Here is a 13,674-nt window from a genome sequence, read left to right as displayed (position 1 = left end):
TTGTCCGTATGACCATCGCACTCCAGTACTGCCACGTCACCGTCAACGACCCCGACGAGTCGCTGGCCTTCTACCGCGACGCACTCGGTTTCGAGGTGCGCAACGACGTCTCGTCGGGCGACTACCGCTGGGTCACCATCGGCAGCCCCACCCAGCCGGGCCTTGAGATCGTCCTCTCCGAACCGCACGCCGGCCGCTCCCAGGCCGACGGCGACGCCCTCCAGGAACTGCTCACCAAGGGCGTCCTGGGCCAGCTCATCTTCCGCACCGACGATCTCGACGCGACCTTCGAGACGGTACGGGCATCGGGCGCCGAGGTCCTCCAGGAGCCCATGGACCAGCCCTGGGGCCCACGCGACTGCGCGTTCCGCGACCCCTCGGGCAACATGGTCCGCATCTCCCAGGATCCCAAGCCCTAGGGCGGGTCCGCCCACGGCCCCGTACGCTCCTGCGCGCCCCGCAGGAGCGTACGGGGCCGCGCCAACCCGTTCCGCACCCGCCCCGGTGCGCCCCGGACCATGGGATATGCGGGTGAAGAGCACCCCCGAGCCCTGGTATCGTTCACCATGTCGCCCGGCGGAAACGCCGAGGTTCGACCACTCGTCCGGGTGGCGGAATGGCAGACGCGCTAGCTTGAGGTGCTAGTGCCCTTTATCGGGCGTGGGGGTTCAAGTCCCCCCTCGGACACCACGGGTAATTCACGTAATTGTCCCGCTTGGCTTCACAGAACTCCCAGTTCGGATTCGTCCGGGCTGGGAGTTCTTCGTGTGCGCGGGATCTTGTTCGGCAGAGGCTCGGCGGCAGCGGCAAGGTCGCGTCATCACCGGCCGTTGGCGGGGTGGGCCGGACGATATCGGCGGACCCGCGGTTGGCTCCGCGGTGTGGTGCGGGTCACCGGAACCCTTCGGCCCGACCGGAGAGGTAGGTGATGTGAGATGTGATGAACAGGGAGATCGGGAGCGCATGCGCGCACGGATCAGGGCGGGCGACCGCGAGGCGTTCGCCGCGCTCTACGAGGAGTACGCGCGGGCGGTCTACAACCACGCCTATCGGCTGTCGGGCGACTGGTCGACGGCCGAGGAGGTGTTGTCCGAGACCTTCCTGGCGGCCTGGCGTACTCGTCACACCGTCGAGCCGGAAGGCGACTCACTGCGCCCGTGGCTGCTCGGGATCGCCACCAACAAAGCACGCAACGCCAACCGCGGCATCGGACGGCGCCTGGCCTTCCTGGCCCGCCACCCCGCCCCGGAACCGGTGGCGGACATCGCGGACGCCACGGTCGGACGCGTCGACGACACACGGCGGCTCGCCGCGGTCCGGCAGGCACTGGGCGGACTCCGCCGCCAGGAACGCGAGGTGCTGGCCCTCTGCGTCTGGTCCGGGCTGGACTACGCCGAGGCCGCCGAGGCCCTGGGCATCCCGGTGGGCACCGTGCGGTCACGGCTGTCCCGTGCCCGTACCCGGCTGCGCCGGCTCACCGATGGGGAACTCGGCCGGACGCCGGACGGGCCCGCGCCGGAAGTACGGCTCGCGGAAGCGGTCCGATCCGGCCGGGAACCCCGCCCCGGCCGCGGAGAGGTAGAGAGCAGGGCCACGAACGCGGCCCTGCCCATCCAGGAGGAAGCCCGATGAACAACCGCACCTCCGGCTCCGAGCGTGCCGAACGCGAGGAACTGGCCCGGCTGCTACCGGCCCCGGCCGAACGGGACCTGCCCCCGGGCCGTCATCTCCACCACAAGGACACCCTGATGCGTCTGATCGACCAGGACGGCGACCGCGTCACCGCCGGCCCCCGCCCCCGCCCCCGCCTCCTGCGCCCTGCCGTCCTGCTGCCCGCCGCCGGGCTGGCCTTGGGAGGAGTGCTGCTGACCACGCTCGCCGTGACCGGCCAGGACCGCGCTCCGGCACCGTCCGCCGCAGGCACGGGTTCCCACCCCACGCCCCCTCGTAGCGCGGCCGTGCTGCTCGACCGGATCGCCTCGGTCGCCGAGAAGAGCGGTGAACAGACGGTCACCGGCCACCAGTTCGTGTACGTCAGGACACTCCAGACCGAGAACGACGGCGATCTCGGCGGCCCGGCGAAACTGACCGAACCCCGCGAGCGTGAGGTCTGGATGTCACAGAAGGCGGGACCGGTGATCGATGTCGGCCTGATCCACCAGGACGACTCGTACTTCCCGATCAAGGTCGGGGTCCCGGACAGCCAGCCCGCCGTCGGCTCCCCGGCGGGCCTCAACCGGCCGACATACACGTGGCTGGCCTCGCTGCCCACCGACCCCGACGCCCTGCTCCGGCGGCTCACCACAGAGATCGCCCGGGACCAGGACTCGCGTGACACCCCGGCCAGGGACCGGGACCAGGCCCAGGACGCCTTCGACACCATCGGTGAACTGCTGCGGGAGACGGTGATGCCACCGAAGACCGCCGCGGCCCTCTACAAGGCGGCGGCGAAAATCCCCGGCGTGACCGAGGACTCCGACGCGGCGGACGCCGCCGGCCGGCACGGGATCGGCGTGGCCCGCGACAACACCCGGACCGGTGAACGCACCGCCTGGATCTTCGACTCGACCACCCTGGAGTACCTGGGCGAACGGAGCTACCTCATCAGGGACACCTCCATGGGCAAGAAGGGCACCCTGATCCACGAGTCGGCGGTCCTGGAACGCGCGGTGGTCGACGCCCTCCGCGAGAAGCCGTCAACGACGACCTGATCCCACCGGCATGCACAGAACTCCCAGCCCGGACCCGTCCGGGCTGGGAGTTCTTTCTGTGAAGTCGGCCCGGAGCAGGCCGCCTCAGCAGACGGCCGGGGACGCGAAGCCGAAGCCGCCGTGCTCGCGCATGCGGTAGTTGTCCCCCTCGACGCTGATGATCTCGGAGTGGTGGACGAGTCGGTCGATCACGGCCGAGGCCACCGCAGTGCCGCTGAGGACGAGGTCCCAGCCGCTCAGGGGCTTGTCGCTGGTGACGATCAGTGAGCCGCGCTCGTAGCGGTGCGCGACGAGGCGGAAGAAGAGCTGGGCCTCCTCGGCCTGCAAGGGGAAGTACCCGAGCGCGTCGACGATCAGCAGGGGGTAGCGGTCCAGCAGGGCCAGTTCCTCGGTGAGGCGGCCCGCGGCCTTGGCGTCGGCGAGTCGGGCGGCCCATTCGACAACGGTGGCGAACAGGACCTGGTGGCCGGCCTGGCAGGCGCGGGTGCCGAAGGCGACGGCGAGATGCGTCTTGCCGGTGCCGGGTGGGCCGAGGAGGAGCACGTTCTCCTTGGCGGTGATGAAGTCCAACTTGCCGAGCATCGCCACGGCCTCCCGGTCGAACGACCGGGGGAAGTCGTGGTCGAAGTCCTCCAGCGTCTTGGGGGCGGGGAAGCCCGCGGCGCGGATACGGGACTCGGCGCCCGAGCCTCCACCCGGCGTGGCCGAGGGCAGAGCCGGAGCCGGTGCCGGTGTCGCCTTGGAGAGGGAGGGCGCCGTGCGACCCGCTGACGGGGCGTCGTCGTGGCGCCCGGCGGACGGCTTCGGGATCAGCCGCACGCTTCCTTCTCCGTGGCTGTCGCCGTGGCCACCGTCCTCATGGCCACCGCACCGGTGAACGCTCTTCCGGGACTCCAGCATGGGGCCCGACATATAGGCCAGAATTCCGGCGGACAGGATGAAGGCCATGTGGATCACGGTCCCCCACAACAGCGCGTGCCGGGAAGTGTGGTGCACGTCGACGAACATCTGTAGGAGATGGACGGACGAAATGCCCACGATGGCAGTGGCGAGCTTGACCTTGAGCACGTTCGAGTTGACGTGCGAGAGCCATTCCGGCTGATCGCGATGGCCCTGGAGGTTGATGCGCGAGACGAAGGTCTCGTAACCGCCGACGATCGTCATAATCAGCAGATTGGCGATCATCACGACGTCGACCAGTTTGAGGACGGCGAGCATGACATACGTCTCGTCGGCGTGCCCGTTGATGACATGAACGATTAATTTCCACAGCTCGTTGAAGAACTTGTAGACATAGACGCCCTGTGCGGCCACCAGGCCGAAATAGAGCGGGGCCTGGAGCCAGCGGGTGCCGAAGAGGGCGTATCCGAGCGCGGCGGGCGCGAAACTCGTGACGTCCCTGGGGTCGTGGAACGATCCCAAGGACGGAGCCGGGGACGAAAAGCTGTGGTCGTGGGCGGAAGTGACATGACTGGGCAACGGCATCTCCAACGACTACGACGACGACGGGAGGCTCCATCATTCTGATGGACACCCCGCCAAAAATTCGAATTCGGTGCACTCGTTGGGATGAATAGAAATTCATTAGGACAGGAACCGGTCCGTGCGGTTGTGCGGCACACGCATTTCTTCGGCAGAAAGAAATGGGAGCCTTGGGCAATAGGAATGGGCGCCCGCCTGATACCGGATCAGAGGCGTTTCGCGCTGCGCTGCGCGGTGCGGCGCGGTGGCGTAATACCCGTTGCGTCCGGCCGGGAGGTTCCGCCCCGGTCGCCCATCGTCCGGCCACGGCGCCTGTGCGGGGGCGGGGCCGGCGGGTGCACGTACTCCCTCCTGGCGGCTCCTCGTGCCTCCTCGGGCATTGACTGTTTGCTATAGCAGGTGCAGGCTTACGGCCATGAGCACTGACGCCCTGGGCCCCATGGAGACGATGTCGCTGGCCGATCAGGCCTACCGGCAGCTTCGGGGCGCCGTACGCGAAGGTGTGCTGCGGCCGGGCGAGAAGATCACCGAACGTGATCTGGCCGCCCGGCTGGGCGTCAGTCCGACCCCGGTACGCGAGGCGCTGCGCCAACTGGTGCACGAGAAGGTCGTCGAGCGCGTCGGCCCACGCGCCCTGCGTATCGCCGACCATTCGGCGGCGGCCCGGTCCGAGATCGTCGAGGCCGAGGTCCGGCTGTCCGCCCTCATGGCCGGGCTCGCGGCCCGCAACGCCACCGCCGCGCAGCTGACCGGCCTGGTCTCCCTGCTGAACGAGACCGACCAACTGGTCGCCGGCATCGAGAAGGCCGTCGCCGAGCGGGATGCGGACGCCGAGGTCGCCGACCGGCTCGCGACCGTCCTCCGTAAGCTCCGCCAATTCCACCACCAGGTGGAGGAGTGCGTGGGCAACCCGGTGCTGACCGGACTGCTGGGCCAGGCGCGGGCGTTCAGCGACGAGGAGCGGCACGACCTCACGATGAGGCTCGTGCCCGAGCGCGCCGAGGCGTTCCGTGCCCGGTATGACGAGCACCGGGAGCTGCTGGACGCGCTCCTCGAACGGGACGAGGAGCGCGCCGAGTTGCTCGCGGCGCGGCACCACCGCGCCGCGCTCGTCCAGCTCTCCAGCGGCTGACCCCGCCCCCAGTAGCCTGCCCACCGCCCAGGGACGGGCGAGGTAGGTCCCTCTTGCTATAGCATGTGGCATAGGAGTCGCAATGATGGCTGCCTCCCCGCCCGCCCCCGGCGCGGCGACGACCACGCCGCCCCCGCGCGTGGGCGAGCGCATGAACCGCGGTGCCGTGCTCTGGGTGACCCTCGCGGTGTTCGCCCAGGAAGCGATGTGGAACTTCTACGACGCCCAGGTCCCCGAGCAGCTGCGGCACTACTTCACCTCCGCGGGCGTGATCGGGCTGATCATGGGCCTGGACCACTCCTGGGGCATCTTCACCCAGCCGTCGGTCGGGTTCCTCTCCGACAAGCTGGCCCGCCGCCGTACCGGCCGCTGGCCGATCATCCTCATCGGCGCCGTCATCGCCACCGTGCCGTTCGCGCTCATCCCATGGGCAACGAACCTGCCCGCGCTGATGGTGTGCGTGGTCGGCTTCGCGGCCGTGGCCAACGCCTTCAAAGGCGTCACCGAGACCCTCATATCCGACTACGTCTCCGCGCCCCGGCGCAGCAAGGCCCAGGGATTCATCAAGGCCGGAGTGAGCCTGACCATCGTCGTCTCCTCCCTGATCAGCCTCCTTGTCGTGGACCGCTCCCTGCGGCTGGCCTTCGCGATCCCGCCGCTGCTGATGCTGATCATGCTCGGCCTGTCGTGGACGTTCCTCGGCCGCCGCCATACCGAGGCGCTGCTGCCAGAGGAGACGCCCGACGAGACGCCCGGCGAGAAGCCCGACGACGAGGGAAAGGCGGAGCGGGAGCGGGAGTTCGGCTCGCCCTGGGCGGTTCTGAAGGACGCGGTCCGTTCCCCCTCCAGCCCGACGCTGCTGCTGATGATCGGCATCTTCTGCTTCGCCGGCATGTGGTCCGCGCTGCGCTCGCTCATGACCCCGTACGGCACGCAGGTCCTCGGCCTGACGCGCGGCGAGGCCGGCGGTCTGGCCCTGCCCGGCGCGGTCGCGTTCCTCGTCTGCGTACTGCCGATCGCCTATCTCTCCGAGAGGCTGGGGCAGTTGCGCGCGATGCGCCACGGGGTCGGGCTGTTCATCGCGGGCCTCCTTCTCGGCTTCGGCGTTCCGACCGTGCCCGGCACGATCGTGTCGATGATCCTCTCGTCGCTCGGATACGCGTCGTTCGCGGTCAACGCCCTGGTCCTGCTCTGGAATCTGGCGCCCACGCAGAAGGTCCTGGGCACGTACACGGCCCTCTACACGATCGCCTCCGCGTCCGGGATGGCACTGGGCCCGGCGATCCTGGGCACCACGATCGACCTCACCAGCTGGCGCTACATGCTCCTGAACGCCGCCTTCTTCGCCGGCGTCACCCTCCTCGTCTTCACCCGGCTGGCTCGCCGCGTCCCCGGCCCGCCCGCGACCTGACGCACCGTCAACTCCGTTTTACCCACCCGTATGCCCGAAAGGCACCCCCTTCATGGAACTGCGCATCCTGGCCCCCACCGGCGCACTCGGCGCCGGCTTCGACGCCGACGCCTTCGCGCGCGGTGTCGAAGCCCGCCCGGACGTCATCGCCTGCGACGCCGGATCCACCGACTCCGGCCCCGCCGCCCTCGGCTCCGGAATCCCGAAGCTGTCCGCCCAGGCCGTCACCCGCGACCTGCGCCTGCTGCTCAAGGCCCGTGACGGGCTCGGCGTACCGCTGATCATCGGTTCCTGCGGGACATCCGGCCGCGACGTCGGCGTCGACTGGGTCGCCGGCCTCGCCCGCGCTGTCGCCGCCGAGGAGAATCTGCGCTTCAAGCTCGGCCTGATCTACTCCGACCAGTCTCCGGCCCGCCTCCGGAGCCTCTACGACGCCGGACGCGTCCAACCGCTCCCGCACGCGCCGGAGATCGACAGAGAGATGTTCGACCGCGGCCACACCGTCGCCATGATGGGCGTCGAACCCATCCAGGACGCCCTGCACGACGGCTGCGACGTGATCCTCGCCGGCCGGGCCAGCGACACCGCCCTGTTCGCCGCCCTCCCTCAACTGCGGGACGCCGACCCGGGCCTGACCTGGCACCTGGCCAAGACCGTCGAGTGCGGGGCCGCCTGCGCCGTCCCCCCGTCCGCGAACGGGCTCCTCGCCACCCTCCGGGACGACCACTTCGACGTCACCACCCTCGCGACCGGCAGCCGGCTGACCCCCCGGTCGGTCGCCGCGCACACCCTGTACGAGAACGCCGACCCCTTCCGTATCACCGAACCCTCCGGCGTGCTCGACACCACCGACGCCACCTACGAGGCGCTCGACGAGCGGACCGTCCGCGTCCGCGGCGCCCGCTACCTCCCGGCCGACGGCTACACCAACAAACTGGAAGGCGCCGAACTCGTCGGCCACCAGACCGTCATCTTCGGCGGGGTGCGCGACCGCGTCGTCATCGACGCGCTGCCGGGGCTTCTGCCCCTGGCCAAGCGGTACTTCGACGCCAAGATCCTCGATGTCTTCGGCGGCGCCGTCGACCCCGCCGACATCGACATCGACTACCGCCTCTACGGCAGCGGCGCCGTCCTCGCCGGCCAGGAACCCGACCCGCTCACCCCGCGCGAACTCGGCGTCCTGATCACCGTCACCGCACCCGACCAGGAAACCGCCCACGCCGTCGCCACGTTCGTCGCCCACGCCAGCAGCCATCTGCCGATCCCCGAGTACGACGGTCTGGTCTCCACCCTCGCCTACCCCTACTCCCCGCCCGAGACCGACCGCGGGGCGCTCTACCGTTTCACCCTCAACCACGTCGCCACCGGCGTCACCCCCACCGAGCTGTTCCGCACCACCACCGAGGAGCTGTGACCCCGTGACGACCCTGCTCGACTACTGCTCCCTGGTCCGCTCCAAGAACGCCGGCCCCTTCACTCTGACGTTCGACTTCATGTGCCACGACCGGGCCGCCTACGACGCCCTCATCAGCACCGGGTTCCTCGACAGGAAACTGTTCGCCACCCTCTACGACACCGACCCGGAGAAGATCCTGCTCGTCCACCACCCGCTCGCCCTCGCGGTCAAGGTCTCCCTGCCCCGCCCGACCGTCCAGGGCGACCCGCACGACACCGACTGCTACGCGGGCCAGCAGTACGCACCGCTCATGGACCTCGAAGTCGCCCCGGGCGACCCGCCGTCCGGGCGCGGATGAGGGCTTGTGCGTGTGTGCCGTTCCGCCGGCCGACGGACGGACGACACTTCAACGTCGCGCGGACGGGGGATGTCTAGAGGGAATCCCCCCTCCCGCGCCCTGGCGCGTCATGGAAGGACGGCTGCGCCGTGTCGATGACGTCGATCACCCTGCCCGCCGCGCTGCGGCGGCTGCCGCTGCGGCAGTTGGTCTGTCTCGTGCCGCTGCTCCTCGTGGCCGCCTGGGTGGCCGGGAACTGGCCGGTGATCCTCTCGGGCGTCGACGAGCTGCGCGGCGCCGACCAAGACTGGCTGCTGGCCGCCGTCGTCATGACCGGGGCGTGCTGGATCCCGGTCTGTCTGATGCGCCAGGGCACCGTCATGGAACGGCTGCCCACCGGGCGGCTGTTCGCCTCCCAGGTCGCGGCCGGCTCGGCGAACCATCTGCTGCCCGCCGGGCTCGGCGCGCACGCGGTGACACTGCGCTTCCTCCAGGGCCGCGGCATCCCCACCGCGCGGGCCTGCGCCGCCCTCGCCCTCTACTCGCTGGCCCAGCCGATCGGCAAGTACGTCCTGCTGCTCACGCTCATGGTCAGCAACCCCCAGGCGATCCCGCTGGGCGGACTGCTGCCGGCGGAGCGCGGCATGCTGGCGCTGCTCATCCTGGTCGGCGGGCTCACGCTGGTGGCGCTGGCGCTGTGGTCGGTGCCGCCGCTGCGCGGCTTCGTCCGGGACTTCCTGCGCACGGCGCTGACCGACGCGCGTGCCCTCCACACCAGGCCCGCGCGGGCGGTCGCCCTGTGGACCGGGGCGCTCGCCTTCCCCGTCTGCCAGGCCACCGTCCTGGTCCTGGTGGCCCGCGCGCTGGAGATGCCGGTGCCGACCGTCGACATCGTGATCGCCTACTTGGCCGCCACCATCGTCGCCGGGATCGTGCCGACGCCGGGCGGGATCGGCTCCGTCGAGGCGGCGCTGCTCATCGCGCTCGTCGGCGCGGGCTCCCCGGTCCATGTGGCGACCGCCGCCGTCCTCGGATTCCGCATCGTCACGGTGTGGCTGCCGCTGCTCCCCGGGGCTCTGGTGCTGGCCGCGCTGGTCCGCCGGAAGGTGCTGTGAACGCCGGGTGCGGCGGCCGGACGGGGAGCGCCAGGAGCAGCGCCAGCTCCGTCCAGACGAAGGTGTTGCTGCCGAGGAAGCCCCCGACACCGCTCGCGTCGTACCGCCACAGCCATACGACGTAGCTGCACAGGATCACGTACACCCCCACCGCCACGATCAACCGGCCCCTGCGGCGCGGCGGTTCGAGGGCCCGGTCGGCGAGGACCGCGAGTGCCGGGAGCAGCCAGACCAGATGGTGCACCCAGGTGACCGGGCTGACCAGGCAGGCGGCGGCCCCGGTCAGCGCGATGCCGCCGCGCACGTCGCCCACCGCTCTGGCCTTGTCGACCCGGTACGCCCAGACGCCGACGACCGCGACGACACCGCAGGCCCACCAGAGCCGGTCCGGCTCGGCGGGTGCGGAGAGCCGCGCGAGGACGCCCTGCCAGGACTGGTTGGAGACATAACTGAGATCGCCGATGCGGCTCGTGTCCCACAGGGCGTGTGTCCAGTACGCGTACGAGGCACCCGGCGCGACCACCATGGCCAGCAGGGTCGCGCCGACCGCGACCGCGACGGCCGTCCCCGCGGCGCGCCCGCGGCGGGTGACGATCAGATAGCCGATGAAGATCGCGGGGGTGAGTTTGACCGCGGCGGCGAGCCCGATGCCGACGCCGGCCCACCGGCTGCCGGTGGACAGCAGCCGGGCGTCGGTGAGGACGAGGGCCAGCAGCAGGAGGTTGACCTGGCCGAAACTGATGCTGTCGTAGACCGGTTCCAGCAGGGCGAGCAGGCACAGCAGCAGGACGTAACTGGTCCACCGGTCCAGGCCGTGCCGGCGGATAACCGGTTCGGCGAGCCGGCGCAGCAGCAGGGCCAGTGCGCCGAGGTTCACCGCGACGCCCACAATGAGCGCGACCGGCCAGCTGAACAGCGACAGCGGCAGCACACACAGGGCGGCGAAGGGCGGGTAGGTGAATCCGTACACCTGGCCGGGCACCCGGTAGTCGTACAGCCCGTCGCCGCGCAGCCCGCCCCCGGAATCCGTCCAGTGGCGCACGGCGTCGTAGTAGACCCACAGGTCGAACCAGTCGCGGTGGAACGGGACGGTCGCGACGAAGGCCGTCACACTCGCGCACACCACGCCCAGCAGCAGATGTCTGCGGTGCGGGCCGCGCCTCGTCGTGCCGATGCCGCCGCTCACGCGACCCGCCCCGATTCCCGCGCGGTCAGCGTCACTTCGTCGCCCGACATCTCCCGCGCCCACCAGAGCGCGACCACCGCGAACAGTCCGCCGCATGTCGCGAGCGCCAACTGGAACCCGTCCGCGGCGATACCGCTGGGCAGTTGGGCCAGCGCGAGCACCCCGCTGGCGACGGCCACCACCCGCCGCGCCGGTCCCGCCGGGGCCGCCGCCGCGAGCGGGAACAGGCCCCACAGCACGTACCAGGGGCGGATCGCCGGGCCCAGGACGGCGACCGCGATCAGACTCAGCCCCAGCGCGTACAGCGGGCTGTGCCGGGGCCGCCGCAGCCACACCACCAGCACGGCGACGGCCGTCGCCGCCAGGCCGGCCAGGCGCCAGGCGTCCAGGGCGAACGGCGCGAGATCACTGCCCGCACCGTGCAGCACCGACGCGGTCATCCGGCCGAGCAGGGAGGTCAGAGCCCAATTGTGCGGGGACACCGGGGTGTTGAGCGCACTGATCCAGCCGTAGCCGGTGCCGGTGACCGCCGTCACCACGGCGGTCGTCGCGAGGGCGGCACCGGCGGTCGCGCCCGCCGCCCTGAGCCACCGGTGGCGCCCGGTGAGCCCACCGGCCCAGAACGCGGCGACCGCCAGCAGCCCCAGCGCGGCAGGCGCCTTGACCAGCGCGGCGAACGTCATCAGGACCGCGCCCAGCACCGGGAAGCGGCCCTTCGCGGCCACCAGCGCCATACCGAGCAGACCCAGCATGACGGCGTCGTTGTGCGCGCCGGCCACCAGATGCAGCAGAAGCAGCGGATTGAGCGCCCCCAGCCACAGCGCGGCGCCGGGAGCGGTGCCGCCGCGCCGGGCGAGCAGCACCAGCGACAGCACCATCAGGCCCACCCCGAGCAGCGCGACCAGCCGCATACCGAGCACTCCGGCCGAGAGCTGCGTCTGCGAGGCGCGCGTGATCAGCGAGGCGAAGAGGAGGAACAGCGGGCCGTACGGGGTCGGTGTATCCCGCCAGACGGGCGCGACCTGCGCGGCGAGCGGACCGCCGAGCTGGTCGGGGCCGTGGGCGTACACGTCGATCTGGGCGTCCACCATCGCGCCCTGCGCCAGATAGCTGTACACGTCGCGGCTGAACAGCGGCGGCGCGATCACCAGCGGCGCGGCCCACACCACGAGCGTGACCACCATGCTGCGCGCGCCGGGCGGGCGCGGTCCGCGCACGGCGCGCCCAAGCCACGCCCAGGCCGCGACGAGCAGCACGAGCCCGAAGTAGGCGCCGAAGAGCCCGAACGCCGCCGCTTCGGACGACGGCACCGCAGCCTCGTCGACCGGCAGGGCACCGGCACTCGCGCCGCAGACGGCCACGGCCGCGGTACCGGTGAGCCCCAGTAGCCGGCATTTACGTATATGCGATTCGTCGCCGGGGGGCAGCACCCACGGAGCGTGCCCGCGGCCGGTGGCGGGAAAGGAACGTGCGGTACGCCGGGGAGAGTCCGGAACGTGTCGGGCCGCACGGGACGGCACATGTCGGGAGGCAAGGGACGGCGCCGGTAGAGGCGTGCGGCGGTACATGTCCGCGCGACGGATGCGAAGCCGGTGCGGGCTTCTCTCCGGAGGCGGTGGGAACGACCCCGAGATCGGCCTCCGGCGGGCCCGACGACTCGTCGGGGGCGCGGAGCGCGCTCACGGAGACGATGAACTCACCGCCGTCGGGGAGTGGGAGCGTGGGCGGGGATCGGGTCGGGCTCAGCGGCGTGGTGAGCGGCGGACCGTCAGGAGCGCGATGTCGTCGTGGAGGCCTTCCGTTCCCGCGAACGCGAGGGCGTCCTCGTACAGAGCCTGCGGCAGGTCGGTGGTGGTGAGGCCGAGATGGCCCTCAAGCCGCTCGTCGACGGGGTAGAACGTGCCGTCGGGGGCGCGGGCCTCGGTGAGGCCGTCCGTGGTCAGCAGAAGCGTCGAGTCGGCGGGGAACGCGAACCAGTCGACGGTTCCCGGTTCGGCGGCGAGATCGGCGAGGCCGAGCGGGACGCCCGTCGCCAGCGGGGGCGTGGTGACCGTGCCCCGATGCGTCAACTGAGGCGGGATGTGGCCGCAGTTGACGGCCTGTACCTCGGTGTGGGCGTCGATGCTCAGGACGAGGGCGGTGACGAAGCGCTCGTCGTCGCCGGTCTGTTCGGCGTAGGAGTTGTGCCGTACGACCGCCGCGTCCAGGGCGTCGACCAGCGCGGTGAGGGTGGGCTCCCGGTGGGCCGCCTCCCGGAAGGCGCCGATGACGGCGAAGGCGGCGCCGACGGCGGCGAGCCCTTTGCCCTGTACGTCTCCGATCAGCACGCGCGTGCCCCAGGGCGAGGCCACGACGTCGTAGATGTCACCGCCGATGAGCTTCTCCTCCTGAAGAGGCTCGTAGAGGCCGTTGACCATGACGTCGTCGGTGACGAGGGGGAGCGGATGCAGGATGTGCCGCTGTATGGCGACGGCCGTGGAGCGCAGGCGCAGCATCTCGCGCTCCCGCGCGATCCGGCGATGGCAGGCGTAGACGGAGGTGATCCCCAGCGCGAGGGTGAACAGCACCAGCAGGACCCGGTCGATCCAGCGCCCTCCGCCGGAGTTGTCCCACGGCAGCACGGAGACCGTCACGACGAGCGTGGTCCACGCGGAGATGAGCCGCGTCTGGCGAACGGTGCACAGGGCCGAGGCGGTACCCGGCAGGAACACCAGCAGCCCCAGCAGCCATACGGCGGACCCGGACACCATGGCGAGAACGACGACTAGGAACGTCGCGATCGCCACACCCACGGCCGTCTGGGTGTTGCCGGGAGGCTCCACGGCCCCCAGAGAGTGAGCGGGGTGCTTCCGCACGGCGCGGGCCATGGGATCTCCGTAGGTCGACGAGTGGGGCGTGACGAGC

General features: G+C 70.9%; 12 protein-coding genes and 1 tRNA gene. 9 read left to right on the top strand and 4 right to left on the bottom strand.

Annotation, left to right across the window (positions count from 1 at the left end):
• The first annotated feature begins 8 nt into the window (after positions 1-8).
• The 4 genes from ACFYNU_RS03410 to ACFYNU_RS03395 all read left to right on the top strand — a co-directional run bounded on the left by ACFYNU_RS03410 (position 9) and on the right by ACFYNU_RS03395 (position 2,711).
• Positions 9-419, top strand: coding sequence for a VOC family protein (locus tag ACFYNU_RS03410; RefSeq protein ID WP_356589620.1), 411 nt, complete (start codon positions 9-11; stop codon positions 417-419).
• A 183-nt stretch (positions 420-602) separates the two neighbouring features.
• A tRNA-Leu gene (locus ACFYNU_RS03405) sits at positions 603-690 on the top strand.
• Positions 691-963: 273 nt separating this feature from the next.
• Positions 964-1,632: an RNA polymerase sigma factor gene (locus tag ACFYNU_RS03400; RefSeq protein ID WP_356589618.1), complete on the top strand. Its 669-nt coding sequence runs from the start codon at positions 964-966 to the stop codon at positions 1,630-1,632.
• Positions 1,629-2,711: a CU044_5270 family protein gene (locus tag ACFYNU_RS03395; RefSeq protein WP_356589617.1), complete on the top strand. Its 1,083-nt coding sequence runs from the start codon at positions 1,629-1,631 to the stop codon at positions 2,709-2,711. Before ACFYNU_RS03400 ends, ACFYNU_RS03395 begins: the two co-directional genes overlap by 4 nt.
• An 84-nt stretch (positions 2,712-2,795) precedes the next feature.
• Here the strand turns inward: ACFYNU_RS03395 and istB are convergent, their stop codons facing one another.
• Positions 2,796-4,133, bottom strand: a complete 1,338-nt coding sequence (istB, locus tag ACFYNU_RS03390) for an IS21-like element helper ATPase IstB (RefSeq protein WP_356589615.1) — start codon at positions 4,131-4,133, stop codon at positions 2,796-2,798.
• A gap of 475 nt (positions 4,134-4,608) precedes the next feature.
• On the opposite strand from istB, the gene ACFYNU_RS03385 reads away from it, so the two are divergent.
• From ACFYNU_RS03385 to ACFYNU_RS03365, 5 genes are all read left to right on the top strand, one after another.
• Complete coding sequence (locus ACFYNU_RS03385; protein WP_356589613.1) at positions 4,609-5,325, top strand: GntR family transcriptional regulator; 717 nt, start codon at positions 4,609-4,611, stop codon at positions 5,323-5,325.
• 85 nt (positions 5,326-5,410) lie between these two features.
• Positions 5,411-6,736 (top strand): MFS transporter, encoded by a 1,326-nt coding sequence (locus tag ACFYNU_RS03380; RefSeq protein WP_356589611.1) that lies wholly within the window; start codon positions 5,411-5,413, stop codon positions 6,734-6,736.
• 52 nt (positions 6,737-6,788) lie between these two features.
• Positions 6,789-8,150, top strand: a complete 1,362-nt coding sequence (locus ACFYNU_RS03375) for an acyclic terpene utilization AtuA family protein (RefSeq protein WP_356589609.1) — start codon at positions 6,789-6,791, stop codon at positions 8,148-8,150.
• A 4-nt stretch (positions 8,151-8,154) separates the two neighbouring features.
• The gene (locus ACFYNU_RS03370; RefSeq protein ID WP_356589607.1) at positions 8,155-8,490 is read left to right on the top strand and encodes a DUF4387 domain-containing protein; all 336 of its coding nucleotides are present in this window, start codon (positions 8,155-8,157) and stop codon (positions 8,488-8,490) included.
• Between the two features lie 134 nt (positions 8,491-8,624).
• Positions 8,625-9,584, top strand: a complete 960-nt coding sequence (locus tag ACFYNU_RS03365) for a lysylphosphatidylglycerol synthase transmembrane domain-containing protein (RefSeq protein ID WP_356589704.1) — start codon at positions 8,625-8,627, stop codon at positions 9,582-9,584.
• Here the strand turns inward: ACFYNU_RS03365 and ACFYNU_RS03360 are convergent.
• The 3 genes from ACFYNU_RS03360 to ACFYNU_RS03350 form a co-directional block, all read right to left on the bottom strand.
• Positions 9,514-10,770 carry a glycosyltransferase 87 family protein gene (locus ACFYNU_RS03360; RefSeq protein ID WP_356589605.1) on the bottom strand — a complete coding sequence of 419 codons (1,257 nt, stop codon included), beginning with the start codon at positions 10,768-10,770 and terminating at the stop codon, positions 9,514-9,516. The two genes, ACFYNU_RS03365 and ACFYNU_RS03360, sit on opposite strands and share 71 nt — an antisense overlap.
• Positions 10,767-12,197: a polyprenol phosphomannose-dependent alpha 1,6 mannosyltransferase MptB gene (mptB, locus tag ACFYNU_RS03355; RefSeq protein ID WP_356589702.1), complete on the bottom strand. Its 1,431-nt coding sequence runs from the start codon at positions 12,195-12,197 to the stop codon at positions 10,767-10,769. Before mptB ends, ACFYNU_RS03360 begins: the two co-directional genes overlap by 4 nt.
• Before the next feature lie 315 nt (positions 12,198-12,512).
• On the bottom strand, positions 12,513-13,637 hold the full coding sequence (locus tag ACFYNU_RS03350) for a PP2C family protein-serine/threonine phosphatase (RefSeq protein WP_356589603.1): 1,125 nt from the start codon (positions 13,635-13,637) through the stop codon (positions 12,513-12,515).
• Positions 13,638-13,674: the final 37 nt, after the last annotated feature.

Source organism: Streptomyces sp. NPDC006643, from assembly GCF_042870175.1.
Taxonomy (GTDB): domain Bacteria; phylum Actinomycetota; class Actinomycetes; order Streptomycetales; family Streptomycetaceae; genus Streptomyces.
The sequence above is the reverse complement of the archived record's forward strand: the minus strand, read 5'-3'. Positions and strand labels throughout refer to the sequence as shown.

What these genes read in the sequence shown, in the direction of transcription:
- ACFYNU_RS03410 (WP_356589620.1), top strand. Translation starts at nt 9, where the DNA reads ATGACCATCGCACTCCAGTACTGCCACGTCACCGTCAACGACCCCGAC.
- ACFYNU_RS03400 (WP_356589618.1), top strand. Translation starts at nt 964, where the DNA reads ATGCGCGCACGGATCAGGGCGGGCGACCGCGAGGCGTTCGCCGCGCTC.
- ACFYNU_RS03395 (WP_356589617.1), top strand. Translation starts at nt 1,629, where the DNA reads ATGAACAACCGCACCTCCGGCTCCGAGCGTGCCGAACGCGAGGAACTG.
- ACFYNU_RS03385 (WP_356589613.1), top strand. Translation starts at nt 4,609, where the DNA reads ATGAGCACTGACGCCCTGGGCCCCATGGAGACGATGTCGCTGGCCGAT.
- ACFYNU_RS03380 (WP_356589611.1), top strand. Translation starts at nt 5,411, where the DNA reads ATGGCTGCCTCCCCGCCCGCCCCCGGCGCGGCGACGACCACGCCGCCC.
- ACFYNU_RS03375 (WP_356589609.1), top strand. Translation starts at nt 6,789, where the DNA reads ATGGAACTGCGCATCCTGGCCCCCACCGGCGCACTCGGCGCCGGCTTC.
- ACFYNU_RS03365 (WP_356589704.1), top strand. Translation starts at nt 8,625, where the DNA reads ATGACGTCGATCACCCTGCCCGCCGCGCTGCGGCGGCTGCCGCTGCGG.
- ACFYNU_RS03350 (WP_356589603.1), bottom strand. Translation starts at nt 13,637, where the DNA reads ATGGCCCGCGCCGTGCGGAAGCACCCCGCTCACTCTCTGGGGGCCGTG.